Below are 17744 nucleotides of genomic sequence, written 5' to 3'. Positions count from 1 at the left end.
CGACTATCGCCACTCACGTGGTCTGAGCTGGGTAGACGTCCGAACGTTGCGCGGTAATCATGGCGCGGGCGTAGCGTGGAGGACGTGCCGTTCACCGCACCCTCCGATCTTCCCCGCACCCTCGGCGCCCTCCGGGCCTCCGGCCACGAGGCCAAGAGCGTCAAGACCGAGATCCGCGACAACCTGCTCGCCGCCCTTCGCGAGGGCCGCGACCCGTGGCCGGGCATCGTCGGCTTCGAGTCGACCGTGCTCCCCCAACTGGAGCGCGCCCTGATCGCCGGACACGACGTCGTGCTCCTCGGGGAGCGCGGCCAGGGCAAGACCCGCCTGCTCCGGTCCATCGCCACCCTGCTCGACGAGTGGACCCCCGTGATCGAGGGCTCCGAGCTCGGCGAGCACCCGTACGAGCCCATCGCGCCGGCCACCGTCCGGCGCGCGGCCGAGCTGGGCGACGACCTGCCCGTCGGCTGGGTGCACCGCTCCGAGCGGTACACCGAGAAGCTCGCCACCCCGGACACCGCCGTCGCCGACCTGATCGGCGACGTCGACCCCGTCAAGGTCGCCGAGGGCCGCTCGCTGGGCGACCCCGAGACCATTCACTTCGGCCTCGTGCCGCGGGCGCACCGCGGTGTCGTGGCGATCAACGAGCTGCCCGACCTCGCCGAGCGCATCCAGGTCGCGCTGCTCAACGTCATGGAGGAGCGGGACATCCAGGTCCGCGGCTACACGCTGCGCCTGCCGCTCGACGTGCTCCTCGTGGCGAGCGCCAACCCGGAGGACTACACCAACCGCGGCCGGATCATCACGCCGCTCAAGGACCGGTTCGGAGCGGAGGTGCGCACGCACTACCCGCTCGAGGTGTCCGACGAGGTCGACCTGGTGGTGCAGGAGGCCCACCTGGCCGCGGAGGTCCCGCGGCACCTGATCGAGGTCGTCGCCCGGTTCACCCGGCACCTGCGCGAGTCGAGCGCGGTCGACCAGGGCTCCGGCGTGTCGGCGCGGTTCGCCGTGGCCGCCGCCGAGACCGTCGCGGCCGCGGCCCTGCGCCGCGCGGCGCTGACCGGGGAGGCCCGCGCCTACGCCCGGCCCGTCGACCTCGAGGCCGTGCCCGCCGTGCTCCGCGGCAAGATCGAGTTCGAGTCCGGGGAGGAGGGGCGCGAGGAGGAGATCCTCGAGCACCTGCTGCGCCGGGCCACCGCCGACACCGCCCGGTTCGCGCTGCGCGGGGTCGACCTGTCCGAGCTGGCCGACGAGGTGGCCACCCGCCCGGTCCGCACCGGCGAACGGGTGCCCGCGGCCGAGGTCGTCGCCAAGCTGCCCACGGTCGAGTCGCTCACCGAGGTCGCCACGCGGCTCGGTGCGGAGGGCACCGAGGACCCGGGCCCGATGGCCAGTGCCGCCGAGCTGGCCCTGGAGTACCTGTTCCTCACCCGCAAGCTCGCCAAGGACGAGACCGACGACGGCGACACGGTGGAATATGGCTGATCCGCGCCGCAGGAGACACCGCTACGCCTACGGTCCGTACGCCGGGGGCCCGGACCCGCTCGCCCCGCCGTTCGACATCCGCTCGGCGATGGACCAGATCGGCCGGGACGTCATGGAGGGCTCCTCGCCGCGCCAGGCGCTGCAGGAGCTGCTCCGCCGAGGTCTCGACGGCCGGCGGGGGCTGGACGACCTGACCCGCCAGGTCTGGCAGCGTCGGCGCGACCTGCAGCGGGACAACCGGCTCGACGGCACGCTGCAGGAGGTCCGGGAGCTGTTGCAGCGTGCCCTCGACGCCGAGCGGGAGTCGTTGGGCAACGAGGACTCCGACGACGCCCGGTTCCGCGAGATGCAGCTCGACGCCCTGCCGAACGACACCGGCGGCGCCGTGCGGGAGCTCAACGAGTACGACTGGCGGTCCGCCGACGCGCGGCAGGCCTACGAGGACATCCGCGACCTGCTCGGCCGGGAGATGCTCGACCAGCGCTTCCAGGGCATGAAGCAGGCGATGGAGAACGCCACGCCCGAGGACGTCGAGCGGATCAACGAGATGCTCACGGACCTCAACTCGCTCCTGGAGAACCACGCCTCCGGGCAGGACACGAGCGAGCAGTTCCGCGAGTTCATGGACGAGCACGGCGAGTTCTTCCCGGAAAACCCGCAGAACACCGACGAACTGATCGACACGCTGGCCCAGCGGTCCGCCGCGGCCCAGCGGATGCTCAACTCGATGACCGCCGAGCAGCGGGCCGAGCTGATGGAGCTGTCGCAGCAGGCCTTCGGGGACCCCCGGCTGGCGCAGCAGATGGCCCGGCTGGACTCGATGCTGCAGGGGCTGCGGCCCGGGGAGGACTGGGCGGGCTCGGGCCGCTTCCGCGGCGAGAACCCGATGGGCATGGGCGAGGCGACGAGGGCGCTGGAGGAGCTCGGGCAGCTGGACTCGCTGGCCGAGCAGCTCGCCCAGAGCTACCCCGGTGCGCGCCTGGACGACATCGACCTCGACGCGCTCACCGAGATGCTCGGCGAGCAGGCCGCGGTGGACGCCCGCACGCTGGCCCAGCTGGAGCGCGAGCTGCAGCGGCAGGGCCTGTTCGAACGGGCGGCCGACGGCTCGCTGCTGCTGTCGCCCAAGGCGTTGCGCCGGCTCGGGCAGTCGATCCTGCGCGACGTCGCCGAGCAGCTCTCCGGCCGGACCGGTCAGCGGGACACCCGCCGCGCCGGTGCGGCCGGCGACGCGACCGGGGCGACCCGGCCGTGGGCCTTCGGCGACACCGAAGCCTGGTCCGTGCCGCGAACCCTGCTCAACGCCCAGCTCCGGCGGGCCGGCGGCGACCCTCGGGCGCTCGACGTCAGCGACGTGGAGATCGTCGAGACCGAGCAGCGCACCCGAGCGGCGGTGTCCCTGCTCGTCGACACGTCCTGGTCGATGGTGGCCGAGGGCCGGTGGGTGCCGATGAAGCGCACCGCGCTGGCCCTGCACCAGCTGATCTCCACCCGGTTCCGCGGCGACGCGCTGCAGCTCGTGACGTTCGGGCGGCACGCGCAGTCCGTCGAGCTGGGGGAGCTGGTGGGACTGGAGGGCGCGTACGCGCAGGGCACCAACCTGCATCACGCGCTCCTGCTCGCCGGGCAGCACCTGCGGAAGAACTCGGATGCCACGCCGGTGGTCCTCGTGGTCACGGACGGCGAGCCGACCGCGCACCTCGAGCCCGACGGCGAGGCCTACTTCGACTACCCGCCCAGCCCGCACACCCTGCGGGCGACGATCGGGCAGCTCGACACGCTGGCGGCGCTCAAGGCCGCGTTCACCTTCTTCGTGCTCGGCGACGACCCTCGCCTGGCCGTGTTCATGGACGACGTCGCCAAACGGGTCGGCGGCCGGGTGGTCAACCCGACCCTCGACGGCCTCGGCGCCGAGGTGGTGGCGGACTACCTGAAGCGCCGTTCCTGACCCCGGCCCCTCTTCGCACAAACGGCACTTTTGTGCAGACCTACTGCACAAAAGTGCCGTTCGTGCAGGTCAGGGCGCCCCACGCAGGCTGCCCGCGCTGTCCAGGATCGCGCCGGCCAGGGCCTCGGCCGGCGCGGTCAGGGCGCGGCGGCCGGTCTGCAGGGTGAAGTCGAACTCGCCGAGCCGCGGCAACCCGGAGACCGGGGCGAGGCCGGTGGGGAGCAGGGTCTCCGCGTGCGCGACGACCCCGAGCCCGGCCAGCGCGGCCGCCCGCAGCCCGGAGAGCGAGCCGCTGGTGCAGGCCATGCGCCACGGCCGTCCCGTCGCCTCCAGTGCCGCGATCGCCGCAGCCCGGGACAGGCTCGGCGGCGGGTAGCTGACCAGGGGGATCGCGTCGTCGTCGGGCCGGTAGCCGGGGGCGGCCACCCAGACGAAGCGGTCGTGCCAGACCGGCGTTCCGCCCGTCCGGCCGGGGGAGCGCTTGGCGAAGAGCAGGTCGAGCTCGCCGCGGTCGAGCTCGGCCTCTAGCGTCTCGCTGAGCCCGACCGTCAGCTCGAGGTCGACCTCGGGATGACGGCGGCGGAACCCGGCCAGGATCGTCGGCAGCCGGGTGAGCACGAGGTCCTCGGACGCCCCGAACCGCAGCCGCCCCCGCACCCGCGCGCCGCGGAAGTGCGCCAGGGCCCGCTCGCCGGTGTCGAGGATCGTGGTGGCGAACTCCAGCATCGCCTCGCCGTCCGGGGTGAGGGCGACGGTGTGGGTGTCGCGGGCGAGCAGGGTGCGGCCCACCTCGGCCTCGAGCTTGCGGACGTGCTGGCTCACCGTCGACTGCCGGACGGCGAGCCGCTCCGCGGCACGGGTGAAGCTCACCGTGCGCGCGACCGCGACGAACGAGCGCAGCAGAACGGGGTCCAACATCGGGTCATCGTAGGACGTGATGACAGACAGAGCGGTGTGCGTGTTTCCGCATGAGCGTCCGTGGCGGACGATGGAACCCGTGCTGCGGCGGTTGAAGCGTCTCCGGGAGCGGATCCGGGTCGACACGTTCCTCGTGCTGATCCTCCTCACGGTGGGGATCGCGGCGCTCCTGCCCGCCCGCGGGGTCGTCGCGATCGGCGTGGGGCACGTGACGACGGTGGCCATCGGGCTGCTGTTCTTCCTGTACGGCGCGCGGCTCTCGACCCGTGAGGCGATCGAGGGGCTGAAGCACTGGCGGCTGCACGGCACCGTCCTGCTGGCGACCTTCGTGCTGTTCCCGCTGCTGGGGTTGGCGGTGCAGCTGGTCCCGTCGGTGGTGCTGCCCACCGAGCTGAAGCTCGGCGTGCTGTTCCTGTGCTGCCTGCCGTCGACCGTGCAGTCGTCCATCGCGTTCACCTCCGTCGCGCGCGGCAACGTGCCCGCCGCGATCTGCGCGGCGTCGTTGTCCAACCTGCTGGGCATCGTGATCACCCCGCTGCTCACCGGCCTGCTGCTGTCGGGGTTGTCGGCGGGGCAGGGCGGGATCTCGGGCGGCGCGATCGTCGACGTCGCCCTCCAGCTGCTCGCCCCGTTCGTGCTCGGGCAGCTGCTGCGCCCGTGGATCGGCGGCTGGGTGACGCGGAACAGGAAGTACCTGCAGGTGGTCGACCGCGGCTCGATCCTGCTGGTCGTCTACGCGGCGTTCAGCGAGGGCATGGTCGAGGGCATCTGGGGCCGGCTCTCCCCGGCCGCCCTCGGCGCGCTGCTCGGGACCTGCGTGCTGCTGCTCGCCGTCGTCCTGACCCTCACCTGGTTCGTGCCGCGCCGGTTCCCGCGCGCCGACCGGATCACCATCCTGTTCTGCGGGTCGAAGAAGAGCCTGGCCAGCGGGCTGCCGATGGCGGGCGTGCTGTTCGCCGGCCCGCAGGTCGGCCTGCTCGTGCTGCCGCTGATGCTCTTCCACCAGATCCAGCTGATGGCCTGCGCCGCGATCGCCGGCCGGCTGGCCCGGTGCTCGGCGGAACCGGCCACCGAACCCGTTACCGCCTGATCCGGCGGGCCGGCACGTCGCCGTGGCTCCGAGGTGAAATCCGGGGAGAACGGGAACGCCTGCTCCGGAGACGGAAGGTGCCGGCTCGCGGTGGGAGGGAGCGGCATGTGGACGTGTGAGCGGTGCGGGGCGACGGTCGCGTCCGAGGATCCCGCGCGGCCGACCTGGAGCCTGGAGCGCGACCCCGACGGCCGCGAGACGATGCTGTGCCCGCGGTGCGCCCGCGACCACGTCCGGGACATCGAGGCGCGGCTCCCGCGGCAGTGGTGGTGATCCGAGTGCGCCGTGCCGGGCGGCCGCCGGGGGCACCCGTGCGAAGCAATTAGTGTGGAGGGCATGCAGACCTGGGCCTCCGTCGACCTCCCCGCGCTCGAGGGGAGCGGTCCGCCGCTCCGCCTGTACGACACCTCGACCGCCCGGGTCCGACCGACGGCGCCCGGCGCCACCGCCACGATGTACGTCTGCGGGATCACCCCCTACGACGCCACCCACCTCGGGCACGCCGCCACGTACCTGGCGTTCGACCTGGTCAACCGCCTGTGGCGGGACCTCGGGCACGAGGTGCACTACGTCCAGAACGTCACCGACATCGACGACCCGCTGCTCGAGCGGGCCGAGCGGGACCAGGACGACTGGGTGGTCCTCGGCATGCGCGAGACCGCGCTGTTCCGCGAGGACATGGAGGCCCTGCGGGTGCTGCCGCCGCGGCACTTCATCGGCGCCGTCGAGGCCGTCCCGGAGATCGCCGAGCTGGTCGGCAAGCTGCTCGCCTCCGGCGCGGGCTACCGGATCGACGACCCGGAGTACCCCGACGTCTACTTCGACTCCGCGGTCACCGGGCACTTCGGCTACGAGTCGACCTACGACGAGGAGACGATGATCCGGCTGTCCCGCGAGCGCGGCGGCGACCCGGACCGGCCCGGCAAGCGCAACCCGGTCGACGCGCTGCTGTGGCGGATGGAGCGGCCGGGTGAGCCGGCCTGGGACTCCGACCTGGGGCGCGGCCGCCCGGGCTGGCACGTGGAGTGCGCCGCGATCGCCCTCAACCGGCTCGGCACCCGGATCGACCTCAACGGCGGCGGCTCGGACCTGATCTTCCCGCACCACGAGTGCGGGGCCGCGCACGCCGAGGCCTTCACCGGCGAGCACCCGTTCGCCCGGCACTACGTGCACACCGGCATGATCGGGCTCGACGGCGAGAAGATGTCGAAGTCCCGCGGCAACCTGGTCTTCGTCTCGAAGCTGCGCTCCGCCGGCGTCGATCCCAACGCGGTCCGCGCCGCGCTGTTCTCCGGGCACTACCGGAAGGACCGGGCGTGGACCGAGGACCTGCTCGCGGCCGCCGAGCAGCGGCTGGCCCGCTGGCGCGAGGCCGTGTCGCTCGACGCCGGTCCCGACGCGTCCGGCCTGGTCGCGCGCCTGCGCGAGCACCTGGCGGACGACCTGGACACCCCGCGTGCCCTGGCCGCCGTCGACGCCTGGGCCGCGGAGGCCCTGCAGCGGAACGGGACCGACCCCGCCGCCCCCGCCCTGGCCCGCACCGCGATCGACGCCCTCCTCGGCATCGGGCTCTAGCGAACCCTGGGTCGCCGGAGGCGGCTCACGCGCCGGTGGCCGCGGCCGGGTCCTCCTGCTCCAGGTGCTCGACCAGGTGGGCGACCCGGTCGTCCGGCAGCCTGGACCGATGGGCCAGCCACATGACGACGACGCTGAGCACGAAGGTCCACAGCACGCCCCGGTCGAAGTCGATGACCCCGAGGTTGCCCGCGCCCTCGGAGACCTCGGGGAACGACCCGAGCCAGCTGATCAGGCACAGCCCCGCGAGCCACGGCAGCACCCAGATGCCGTGCCGGAAGTCGGTCGGGGGCGTCGAGCCCCGCCCGACGAGCTCGTGCGCCGCGTACAGGACGAGCCCGAGCAGCACCGCGACGAACAGCTTCCAGTTGGTGTCCCAGCCGGACCAGTAGACGATCAGGTTCGACGACCAGAACGCCAGCAACGGCACGACCGGCCCGCCCCGTAGCTTGAACCGGCGCGGATGGTTCGGCAGCTGGGACCGCAGGGCGACCAGCACGAGCGGGCCGGAGCCGAAGGACAACACGGTGGCCGAGGTGATGAACCCGACCAGCTGCTGCCAGCCGGGGAACGGCAGGAAGAAGATCAACCCGACGACGAAGGCGAGCGTGATGCTGATCCACGGCACGCCGTGGCCGTTGAGCCGGGACAGCGCGGTGGGCGCGTTGCCGTTGCGGGCCATCGCGTAGGACAGGCGTGAGGTGACGGTGGTGTAGATCAGCCCGGTGTCGGCGGGGGAGACCACCGCGTCGATGTAGAGCAGCACCGCGAGCCACACGGCGCCGATCACGCCCGCGATCGCCGCGAGCGGGCCGAACTGCGCCAGCACGTTCGTGTCGCCGCTGAAGTTGGTGCCGACCTGCGACCAGCCCTGCGACAGCGACTCGGTCGGCACCGCGCCGAGGAACGCCAGCTGCAGCGCCACGTAGATGATCCCGCAGATGACGACCGAACCGATGAGCGTCAACGGGATGTTGCGGCGCGGGTTGCGGGTCTCGCCCGCGAGCTCGACCCCCTGACGGAAGCCGAAGTAGGAGAACGCGATCCCACCGGTGGCGATGGCCGAGAACACGCCGTGCCCGCCGTAGGGGGCGAACCCGCCCGCGGCGGTGAGGTGGCTGCCGTCGAACGCCATGACCAGCAGGACCACGACGACCAGCAGGATGATCGTGAGCTTCCACCACACGATCGCCGTGTTGACCCGGGCGAACCACCGCACGCCGAAGATGTTGATCAGGCAGAACACCAGCATCATGCCGGCGGCGACCGCGTAGCCCGGGCCGGTCAGCACCGGTGTCGCGCCCTCGCCCAGCCGGGTCAGCCAGGGCAGGTAGTTGGTCGCGTACTGCAGCGCCGCCTCGACCTCGATCGGGGCGACCGAGGCCGCCGCCAGCCAGGTGATCCAGCCCGTGGTGAAACTGGCGAACGAGCCGAACGCGTAGTGCGGGAAGCGGACGACCCCGCCCGAGTGCGGGAACATCACCCCGATCTCGGCGTAGCAGAACCCGATGAGGATGATCATCACGCCACCGATCGCCCACGACAGCAGCGAGGCCGGACCGGCGATCTCGGCGGCGTTGAGTGCCCCGAACAGCCAGCCCGAGCCGATCACCGAGCCGATCGCGGTGAACAGCAGCGCGACGGCGCCGAGGTCCCGCCGCATTCCCGTGTCGTCACCGACGCCGTGACGCCGGGTGGATGTCGAGGTCGCCATCGTGCCTCCGGGGGCTCACGATCGGCAGGAGGTACCTGCCGTGCGCCGCATCTACCCGGCCCCGTGACGAGCCATCCATTTCGTCATGCAAACGTGACCCTGCCGGTCCGGTTCGTGGCGATCGTTCCCGGTACCCGGATCCGGCCTGCTCCGTTCGCCGGAGGGAGGATCGGCGTCCGCGCGGGAGCAGGAAAGGCCTCCCCGCGGCCAGCAGGGCCGCGGGAACGGGGGAGGGCGCCGCCGGGTCGGCGTGGTGGACGGACGGAGGGCCGCGAAGTGGCCGCCGCGCCGACGAACTGGACGGACCGCGTCAGCTCCCGCCGCCGGGGCCGCCGCGCCGGCGCAGGTAGCGCTCGAAGTCCGCCGCGATCTCGTCGCCGCTCGCCTCGGCGAGGTTCACCGGCTTCTCCTCCTCGTCCTCGGTGGCCTGCTGCTCGAGCTGGCGCACGTACTCGCGCACCTCGTCGTCGGCGTCGGCCATCTCGTTGACCGTGCGCTCCCACTCCTCGGCCTGGTCCGGCAGGCCGCCCAGCGGGACCTCGACGTCGAGCGCCTCCTCGACGCGCAGCAGCAGCGCGATGGCCGCCTTGGGCACCCGGGCCTGCGAGACGTAGTGCGGGACCTCGGCCCAGTACGACAGCGCGGGGACGCCGGCCTCGATGCAGAGGCTGTGGAACACCCCGACGATGCCGGTCGGCCCCTGGTACGTCGACGGCTCGACGCCCATCTTCTTCGCCGAGGCGGTGTCGTAGCCGGTGCCGCGGACCGGCGTGGGCCGGGTGTGCGGGACGTCGGTCAGCATGGCGCCGAGGTTGATGACCTTCGTCACCCCCAGCCGCTCGACGTACTCGAGCAGCTCGGCGCAGAACGAGCGCCAGCGCAGGTTCGGCTCGATGCCGTTGACCAGGACGACGTGCCGGCCCGAGCCCGGGAGCTTGGCCGAGGAGAGCCGGGTGGTCTGCCACTCGATCCGCCGGGTGACCCCGCCGGCCAGCCGGACGAGCGGGCGCGTGACCTGGAAGTCGTAGTAGTCCTCCGGGTCGATGGAGCCGAGCGGCTCGGCGTCCCAGCTCAGCTCGAGGTGCTCCAACGCGGAGCTGGCGGCCTCGCCGGCGTCGTTCCAACCCTCGAACGCCGTGATCATGATCGGGTCGACCAGGTCCGGGAGATCGGAGGGCACCCCCGCCCGCTGCTCTCGCTCGTTCATCCGTCCACCCTACGGCGCGCGCGGGTAACACGAGGGTCCCGGTCGGCGACGCCGGTAGCCTGAGGGGGTGTCAGCCGTGAACGCAGCCGCGTCAGATCACAGCTTCGACACCACGCTCCTGGGGACGCTGGACCAGCGCGTGGTGATCGCCGACGGTGCCATGGGCACCATGCTCCAGGGGGTGGACCTCAGCCTCGACGACTTCGCGGGGCTCGAGGGCTGCAACGAGATCCTCAACGCCACCCGCCCGGACGTCGTGCGGGGCATCCACCGGGCCTACTTCGAGGCCGGGGCCGACGCCGTCGAGACGAACACCTTCGGCGCCAACCTGCCGAACCTGGCGGACTACGACATCGCGGACCGGATCCGCGAGCTGTCGGAGCGGGGCGCCCGACTGGCCCGGGAGGCCGCGGACGAGGTGGGCGGCGAACGCTACGTGCTGGGCTCGATCGGCCCCGGCACGAAGCTCCCGACGCTGGGCCACGAGTCGTTCGCGCGGCTGCGCGACGCCTACACCGAGACCGGCCGGGGCCTGCTGGCCGGCGGCGCGGACGCGTTCCTGATCGAGACCTGCCAGGACCTGCTGCAGGTCAAGGCGGCCGTGCACGGCGTGCAGCGCGCCATGGCGGTCGAGGGCCGGCGCATCCCGATCGTCACCAGCGTCACCGTCGAGACCACCGGCACCATGCTGCTGGGCTCGGAGATCGGCGCCGCGCTCACCGCGCTCGAGCCGCTGGGCATCGACCTGATCGGGCTCAACTGCGCCACCGGCCCGGCCGAGATGAGCGAGCACCTGCGCACCCTGTCCAAGCAGGCCCGCGTCCCGCTGTCGGTGATGCCCAACGCCGGGCTGCCGGTCCTCGGTCCGAACGGCGCCGAGTACCCGCTCTCGGCCGAGGAGCTGGCCGAGGCGCTGTCCACCTTCGTCCGCGACTACGGGCTGCGGCTCGTCGGCGGCTGCTGCGGCACCACGCCCGCGCACGTGCGGGCCGTCGCCGACGCCGTCGCGCAGGTCACCCCGGCCGCCCGGCGGCCGCGCCCCGAGCCGGGCGTGTCGTCGCTCTACGCCCCGGTGCCGTTCCGCCAGGACACCTCCGTGCTGATGGTGGGGGAGCGGACCAACGCCAACGGGTCCAAGAAGTTCCGCGAGGCCATGCTCGCGGAGCGCTGGGAGGACTGCGTCGCGATCGCCCGCGAGCAGACCCGCGAGGGCGCCCACATGATCGACCTCTGCGTCGACTACGTCGGGCGGGACGGCGTCGCGGACATGACCGAGCTGGCGTCCCGGCTGGCCACGGCGTCCACCCTGCCGGTGATGCTCGACTCGACCGAGCCCGAGGTCCTGCGTGCGGGGCTGGAGCTGCTCGGCGGTCGCTCGATCGTCAACTCGGTGAACTACGAGGACGGCGACGGGCCCGGCTCGCGTTTCCAGAGGACGATGGAGCTGGTCCGCGAGCACGGCTGCGCGGTGGTCGCGCTGTGCATCGACGAGGAGGGCCAGGCCCGGACCCGGGACTGGAAGGTCCGGGTGGCCGACCGGCTCATCACCGACCTCACCACGAACCACGGCATGCGCGTGTCCGACATCGTCGTGGACACGCTGACCTTCCCGATCACCACCGGGCAGGAGGAGGTCCGCCGGGACGCCCTCGAGACGATCGAGGCGATCGGGGAGATCAAGCGCCGCTTCCCGGACGTCCAGACCACCCTCGGCGTGTCGAACGTGTCGTTCGGGCTCAACGCCGCCGCCCGGCAGGTCCTCAACTCGGTCTTCCTCAACGAGACCGTCAACGCCGGGCTGGACACGGCGATCGTCTCCGCCGCCAAGATCCTGCCGATGTCGAAGATCCCGGACGAGCAGCGTTCGGTCGCGCTCGACCTGGTCTACGACCGCCGCCGCGAAGGCTACGACCCGCTCAACCGCTTCATGGAGCTGTTCGAGGGCGTGACCGCCTCGTCGGCCAGGGCGGGGCGGGCCGAGGAGCTGGCCGCGCTGCCGCTGTTCGAGCGGCTCGAGCGGCGCATCGTCGACGGCGAGCGCAACGGGCTGGAGGCCGACCTCGACGAGGCGATGCGGACCCGGCCGCCGCTGGAGATCGTCAACGACACGCTGCTGGCCGGCATGAAGACCGTCGGCGAGCTGTTCGGCTCCGGGCAGATGCAGCTGCCGTTCGTGCTCGCCTCCGCCGAGGTCATGAAGACCGCGGTGGCCCACCTCGAGCCGCACATGGAGAAGACGGACGACGAGGGCAAGGGCACGATCGTGTTGGCCACGGTCAAGGGCGACGTCCACGACATCGGCAAGAACCTCGTCGACATCATCCTGAGCAACAACGGCTACACGGTGGTCAACCTGGGCATCAAGCAGCCCATCGCCACCATCCTGCAGGCCGCCGACGAGCACCGCGCCGACGCCGTCGGCATGAGCGGGCTGCTGGTCAAGTCCACGGTGATCATGAAGGAGAACCTGCAGGAGATGAACTCCCGCGGGAACACCCTGCCCGTGCTGCTCGGCGGGGCGGCGCTCACGCGGTCCTACGTCGAGAACGACCTGTCCGAGGTCTACACCGGCCGCGTCTCCTACGCCCGGGACGCGTTCGAGGGCCTGCGGCTGATGGACGCCACCATGGCCCGCAAGCGGGGGCTGGCCCCGGCCGTCGACCCGGAGGAGGAGCGGAAGGCGGCCGAGCGCAAGGAGCGGCACGAGCGGTCGAAGCGGATCGCCGCGAAGCGCCGCGCCGCCGAGGCCGAGGCCGCGGGCCCGCTGCCCGAGCGGTCCGACGTGGCGCTGGACAACCCGGTGCCCACGCCGCCGTTCTGGGGCACCCGGGTGGTCAAGGGCGTCGCGCTGGCCGAGTACAGCGGCATGATCGACGAGCGCGCGCTGTTCCTGGGCCAGTGGGGCCTGCGCGGGGCCAAGGGCGGGTCGGGCCCGTCGTACGAGGAGCTCGTGGAGACCGAGGGCCGGCCGCGGCTGCGGTACTGGCTGGAGCGGCTGACCGCCGAGGGCGTGCTGGCCCACGCCTCGCTGGTCTACGGCTACTTCCCGGCCGTCGCGGAGAAGGACTCGCTGCTCGTGCTCACCGAGCCGCGTGCGGACAGCCCCGAGCGGTACCGGTTCACCTTCCCCCGCCAGCGTCGGGACCGGCACCTGTGCCTGGCGGACTTCTGGCGGCCACGGGAGGTGGCGCTGGCGAACGGCGAGATCGACGTCCTCCCGCTGCACCTGGTCACCATGGGCACGCCGATCGCGGACTACGCCAACGAGCTGTTCGCCCGGGACGCCTACCGGGACTACCTGGAGGTCCACGGGCTGGGTGTGCAGCTCACCGAGGCACTGGCCGAGTACTGGCACAAGCGGATCCGCGAGGAGCTCACCTGGTCGGGGGGCCGCACGGTCGCCGCGGAGGACCCGGCGGACGTCACCGAGTTCTTCTCGCTGGGCTACCGCGGCGCCCGGTACTCGCTGGGCTACGGTGCCTGCCCGAACCTGGAGGACCGGGGGAAGATCGTCGGGCTGCTGGAGCCGGGCCGGATCGGCGTGGAACTGTCCGAGGAGTTGCAGCTGCACCCCGAGCAGTCGACCGACGCGTTGATCGCGCACCACCCCGAGGCGAAGTACTTCAATGCCGGCTGAGCCCCGGCCCGCGAACCTGCACGAACGGCACTCTCGTGCGGACCTACCGCACGACAGTGCCGTTCGTGCGGTCCTCTTCGACATGGACGGGACCCTGATCGACTCCGAGAAGGTGTGGGACCGCTCGCTGGTGGAGGTGCTGCGCTGGCTGGGCGGCACGGACCTCTCGCCGGAGGCCCGGCGGGAGACGCTCGGTGGGAGCCTGCGCAGCAGCCTCGCGATCGTGTTCCGCGAGGCGGGGGTGGTGCAGACGCCGGAGCTGGCGGAGCAGGCGGCGCGCCGGCTCGTCGAGCGGACGGCGGAGATGTTCGCGGGCGGCCTGCCGTGGCGGCCCGGGGCGCTCACCGCGTTGCGCACCGTCCGCGCGGCCGGCCTCGCGACGGCGCTGGTCACCAACACCGGCCGGTATCTCACCGACAAGGCGCTGGTCGGGATCGGGGTGGAGCACTTCGACGTCACGGTCTGCGGCGACGAGGTGCCCCGCGGTAAACCCGCGCCGGACCCGTACCTGCGCGCGGCGGAGCTGCTGGGGCTGGTCACGCACCATTGCGTGGCCGTGGAGGACTCGCCGACCGGGATCGCGGCCGCGGAGGCCTCCGGCGCGGCCGTGCTCGCCGTGCCGTGCGAGGTGCCGATCCCGCCCGGGCACGGCCGGGTCGTACGCCCGACGCTGGAGGGGCTCACCGCGGCGGACCTGGCCGCCGCGCACCGGGAGGTCCGGGAGCGGCGGGCCGCCTGACCCGGCCGGCCGGGCAGGTGTGCTGGTCGGCGGGGTACCGTCGGGCGTGTCGGACGCGCGACGAATGGCGCCTCCGTCCGGGTGATCGCTCCCGCGGCGTCACCGCCCGGCGCATCGTGCGGTCCGGCGGTCTCACCGGGGCCCCGCCGGTTCGTGACGGCGCGGAAGGCACCCGACACTGGGTGCGATCGAGACGGCTGGAGAGGGATCGGCAGGGACGTGAAGACATTCGACGAGCTCTTCGAGGAGCTCCGCGAGAAGGCCGCCACCCGGCCCGCCGGGTCGGCCACCGTCGAGGCGCTCGACGCCGGCGTCCATGCGCAGGGCAAGAAGCTCCTCGAGGAGGCGGGCGAGGTCTGGATCGCCGCCGAGCACGAGGACGACGCCGCGCTGGCCGAGGAGATCTCCCAGCTGCTCTACCGCGCCCAGGTGATCATGCTCGGGCGCGGACTGGGTCTCCAGGACGTCTACAAGTACCTGTAGGAGCCGACCGTGACCGCCCCCACGCCGTCCGGCGCCCGCCGCACCCACCCGAAGGAAGCCACATCCATGCTCCGCGTCGCACTCCCCAACAAGGGCACGCTCGCCGAGCCCGCCGCGACGATGCTGCGCGAGGCGGGCTACCGGCAGCGCTCCGACTCGCGCGACCTCTCCATGGTCGACGAGGAGAACGGCATCGAGTTCTTCTACCTGCGGCCGAAGGACATCGCGACCTACGTCGGCTCCGGCGACCTGCACCTCGGCATCACGGGGCACGACCTCATGGAGGAGTCCGGCAGCCAGGTCCAGCAGGTCCTCAAGCTGGGCTTCGGCGCCTCGAAGTTCCGGTTCGCCGCGCCCGAGGACAAGGACTGGAAGATCGAGGACCTCGACGGGCGCACGATCGCCACGTCGTACCCGCGGCTGGTCCGGTCGCACCTGTCCGGCAAGCGGATCGGCGCCACCATCATCAAGCTCGACGGCGCGGTGGAGATCTCCGTGCAGCTCGGCCTGGCCGACGCGATCGCCGACGTGGTGTCCTCGGGCCGCACCCTGCGCCAGCACGGGCTCAAGGTCATCGGCGACCCGATCGCCGAGTCCGAGGCCATGCTGATCGAGCGGGAGCCGCGGATGGACCGCGTCGAGCCCGAGGAGATCAAGGCGCTCAAGCGCGTCTTCACCGAGCGGATCCGCGGCGTCGTCTACGCCCGGCAGTACCTGATGCTCGACTACGACTGCCCCAAGACGAAGCTCGACGCGGCCAAGGAGATCACCCCGGGCCTGCAGGCGCCGACCATCGCCCCGCTGGCCGACCCGGACTGGGTGGCCGTGCGGTCCATGGTCCGCAAGCAGGCGTCGAACCGGGTCATGGACGAGCTCGCCGCGCTCGGCGCCAAGGCCATCCTGACCTCGGAGATCCGGTCCTGCCGCGCGGTCGACGGCAGCCAGTACTGAAACGCGGATCCGGCACTGCGGTCCCGGCGGCGCCCGTCGCCGTTCCCGGGGCCCGCCCGCGGCTCAGCGGCGCCGGACGGTCAGTTCCTGGGTGATGTGGGCGGCGTGCCCCGTGACGTCGAAGAGCTTCGCCGTCACCGTGCCGGTGCCGGTCGGCCCGATCACGGTGGCGGCGTCGACGCCCGTCCACGGACCCGTCGGCGGGCGGTGCAGGTGCACGCTGAGCTCGGTGTTCACGAACAGCCAGTCCTGCATCCGCAGCGTCGCGGCCACGCCGTTCGCCGAGTCGGCGATCGCCGCGAGCCCCTGCAGCGGCGTGGCCTCCTCGCCCTCGACCACCGGCACCCGCAACCGGCCCCAGGCGCGGCCGGGCCCGAGGTCGTCCCACTGCCCGTCCAGCCAGCGCCACTCGACGGCGTCGAGGTAACCGGGCAGCCAGCCGTGCGGTCGCTCGCCCTGCGGCCGGGCCGCCTCCGGCCCGGGCAACGTGGCGGCCGCGCCGACGGCCGCGTCCGACGTGTCGTCGATCGCGAGCCGCCAGGCGCGGGCCCGCAGCACCGTGCGCCCGCCCGCGGTCATCTCCGCGGCCAGCATCTCGATCGTCCGGCCCGGGCGCTCGATCCAGGTGCGCACCTCAAGGTCGCCGACGGGCACCACGCCGAGGATCTCGATGGTGTAGCGGGCGAGCTGCAGCGGGGGAGCGTCGGGCCTGCTGGGCGCGCACCGCTCGAAGGCGCGCACGAGCAGCGCCGACGGCGGACCGAGGTGCTGGGCGTCGGCGAACCACGGTCCGGCGGTGGACGTCGTCGCGTGGTAGCGGCCCGCGCTCTCGTCGACGATGCGGTAGAAGGGCTCCTCGCTCACGCGGCCGATGATGCCCCGTGCCCGTGTGCGTCCCCGTGTGCGGGGCCGGCTGCGCCCGCTTCGGCCCTGCTCCCGACCCCGGCCGCCCCGGCCACGGCGCCACCCGGACGTGGCTTCGCCGTCGCCCCCTCGTGGGCGGTCCGGAGCTCGGGCCAGCCGGGGTAGGGCGGCGGGCTGCCGTCCCAGGCGGGGCACAGCCCGCGGTGGGCGCACCACCCGCACCCCGGGCCGCGGCGGGGCCGGAAATCACCGGTGCGGTCCGCCTCCCGGATGGCGGCCCAGATCGCCTCCAGGATCCGCTGGAAGCGACGCAGCTCCCCGGCCTCCGGGCGGTAGGTCAGCTCCTCGCCGCCGGCGCCGAGGTAGACCAGCCGCAGCTGCTCGGGCACCGCGCCGCGCAGCTCCAGCAGCGCGAGCGCGTAGAACTTCATCTGGAACAGCGCCCGCGCCTCCGCCGCCTCCCGCGGCGCCGCGCCCGTCTTGTAGTCGACGATCCGGAGCCCGCCCTCGCCGTCGACGTCGAGCCGGTCGAGGTAGCCGCGCAGCGGGACCCCCGAGCTCAGCTCCGTCTCGACGAGCAGCTCGCGCGACTGCGGCTCGACGGAGCGCGGGTCCTCCAGCGCGAAGTAGGTGTCGAGCAGGGACTCGGCGGAGGCGAGCCAGCCCGGCAGCGGATCCTCCGGCCCGGGCAGGTCCGGGTCCTCGCCGGCCCGGCGCAGGTCCGCGAGCACGGCGGCCACGATCTCCGGCGCCTCCGCGGCGATCTCCGCCCAGACCGCACCGACCAGCCCCTTCGCCCGCGCCTGGACCCGCTCGGCCGCGGGCAGGTCGAACAGCCGCTCCAACACGGCGTGCACGAGGGTGCCGCGCAGGGCGGCGGGGCTCGGCGCCTCGGGCAGCCGGTCCACGGCGCGGAAGCGGTAGAGCAGCGGGCACTGCTTGAAGTCCGCCGCGCGGGAGGGGGACAGCGCGGGGCGACGGCGCTCCTCGCCCCCCGTCCCGCCCCCCGTCTCGCCGCCTGGTTCCGTACCCGCGGATTCCCGGACCGGTGTGGTCGCGGGGTTGCCCGCCTGCTCGCTCACGTCCGTGAGGCTAGGCGAGCCCACCGACAGTTCCGGGCGACACGGGGCGGC

The 17744-nt window shown here is 72.9% G+C and carries 14 protein-coding genes; 9 read left to right on the top strand and 5 right to left on the bottom strand.

Annotation, left to right across the window (positions count from 1 at the left end):
• Positions 1–84 precede the first annotated feature (84 nt).
• Together ACL02T_RS14055 and ACL02T_RS14050 are read left to right on the top strand one after the other, a co-directional pair.
• Positions 85–1485, top strand: coding sequence for an ATP-binding protein (locus ACL02T_RS14055; protein WP_412831135.1), 1401 nt, complete (start codon positions 85–87; stop codon positions 1483–1485).
• A complete protein-coding gene (locus tag ACL02T_RS14050; protein WP_412831134.1) occupies positions 1478–3433 on the top strand; it encodes a vWA domain-containing protein in 1956 nt (651 codons plus the stop codon). Before ACL02T_RS14055 ends, ACL02T_RS14050 begins: the two co-directional genes overlap by 8 nt.
• A gap of 69 nt (positions 3434–3502) precedes the next feature.
• Here the strand turns inward: ACL02T_RS14050 and ACL02T_RS14045 are convergent, their stop codons facing one another.
• Positions 3503–4351: a LysR family transcriptional regulator gene (locus ACL02T_RS14045; RefSeq protein ID WP_412831133.1), complete on the bottom strand. Its 849-nt coding sequence runs from the start codon at positions 4349–4351 to the stop codon at positions 3503–3505.
• A 70-nt stretch (positions 4352–4421) separates the two neighbouring features.
• Between ACL02T_RS14045 and ACL02T_RS14040 the strand changes: the two genes are divergently transcribed.
• The 3 genes from ACL02T_RS14040 to mshC all read left to right on the top strand — a co-directional run bounded on the left by ACL02T_RS14040 (position 4422) and on the right by mshC (position 7016).
• Positions 4422–5441 carry a bile acid:sodium symporter family protein gene (locus ACL02T_RS14040; RefSeq protein ID WP_412831132.1) on the top strand — a complete coding sequence of 340 codons (1020 nt, stop codon included), beginning with the start codon at positions 4422–4424 and terminating at the stop codon, positions 5439–5441.
• Positions 5442–5546: 105 nt separating this feature from the next.
• The gene (locus tag ACL02T_RS14035; protein WP_412831131.1) at positions 5547–5714 is read left to right on the top strand and encodes a hypothetical protein; all 168 of its coding nucleotides are present in this window, start codon (positions 5547–5549) and stop codon (positions 5712–5714) included.
• A gap of 63 nt (positions 5715–5777) precedes the next feature.
• The gene (mshC, locus tag ACL02T_RS14030) at positions 5778–7016 is read left to right on the top strand and encodes a cysteine--1-D-myo-inosityl 2-amino-2-deoxy-alpha-D-glucopyranoside ligase (RefSeq protein WP_412831130.1); all 1239 of its coding nucleotides are present in this window, start codon (positions 5778–5780) and stop codon (positions 7014–7016) included.
• 25 nt (positions 7017–7041) lie between these two features.
• Here mshC and ACL02T_RS14025 read toward each other — a convergent pair whose 3' ends face one another.
• Entirely contained in the window at positions 7042–8730 is a 1689-nt protein-coding gene (locus ACL02T_RS14025; protein ID WP_412831129.1) for an APC family permease, read from the bottom strand.
• Between the two features lie 310 nt (positions 8731–9040).
• Positions 9041–9937 (bottom strand): PAC2 family protein, encoded by an 897-nt coding sequence (locus ACL02T_RS14020; protein WP_412831128.1) that lies wholly within the window; start codon positions 9935–9937, stop codon positions 9041–9043.
• Between the two features lie 76 nt (positions 9938–10013).
• Here ACL02T_RS14020 and metH point away from each other — a divergent pair, with 76 nt between their 5' ends.
• The 4 genes from metH to hisG all read left to right on the top strand — a co-directional run bounded on the left by metH (position 10014) and on the right by hisG (position 15747).
• The gene (gene metH / locus ACL02T_RS14015) at positions 10014–13574 is read left to right on the top strand and encodes a methionine synthase (protein WP_412831127.1); all 3561 of its coding nucleotides are present in this window, start codon (positions 10014–10016) and stop codon (positions 13572–13574) included.
• Positions 13564–14313: an HAD family hydrolase gene (locus ACL02T_RS14010; protein ID WP_412831126.1), complete on the top strand. Its 750-nt coding sequence runs from the start codon at positions 13564–13566 to the stop codon at positions 14311–14313. Before metH ends, ACL02T_RS14010 begins: the two co-directional genes overlap by 11 nt.
• Before the next feature lie 219 nt (positions 14314–14532).
• The gene (locus tag ACL02T_RS14005) at positions 14533–14796 is read left to right on the top strand and encodes a phosphoribosyl-ATP diphosphatase (RefSeq protein WP_232868606.1); all 264 of its coding nucleotides are present in this window, start codon (positions 14533–14535) and stop codon (positions 14794–14796) included.
• 66 nt (positions 14797–14862) lie between these two features.
• Positions 14863–15747 (top strand): ATP phosphoribosyltransferase, encoded by an 885-nt coding sequence (hisG, locus tag ACL02T_RS14000; RefSeq protein ID WP_412831285.1) that lies wholly within the window; start codon positions 14863–14865, stop codon positions 15745–15747.
• Between the two features lie 63 nt (positions 15748–15810).
• Here the strand turns inward: hisG and ACL02T_RS13995 are convergent, their stop codons facing one another.
• Positions 15811–16611 carry a thioesterase family protein gene (locus ACL02T_RS13995; protein WP_412831125.1) on the bottom strand — a complete coding sequence of 267 codons (801 nt, stop codon included), beginning with the start codon at positions 16609–16611 and terminating at the stop codon, positions 15811–15813.
• Positions 16608–17693, bottom strand: coding sequence for a RecB family exonuclease (locus ACL02T_RS13990; protein WP_412831124.1), 1086 nt, complete (start codon positions 17691–17693; stop codon positions 16608–16610). The genes ACL02T_RS13995 and ACL02T_RS13990 overlap by 4 nt, the downstream gene beginning before the upstream one ends.
• Positions 17694–17744: the final 51 nt, after the last annotated feature.

It is taken from the genome of Pseudonocardia oceanicola (genome assembly GCF_047200735.1).
Taxonomy (GTDB): domain Bacteria; phylum Actinomycetota; class Actinomycetes; order Mycobacteriales; family Pseudonocardiaceae; genus Pseudonocardia.
This window is presented reverse-complemented; position numbering and strand designations above follow the sequence as displayed.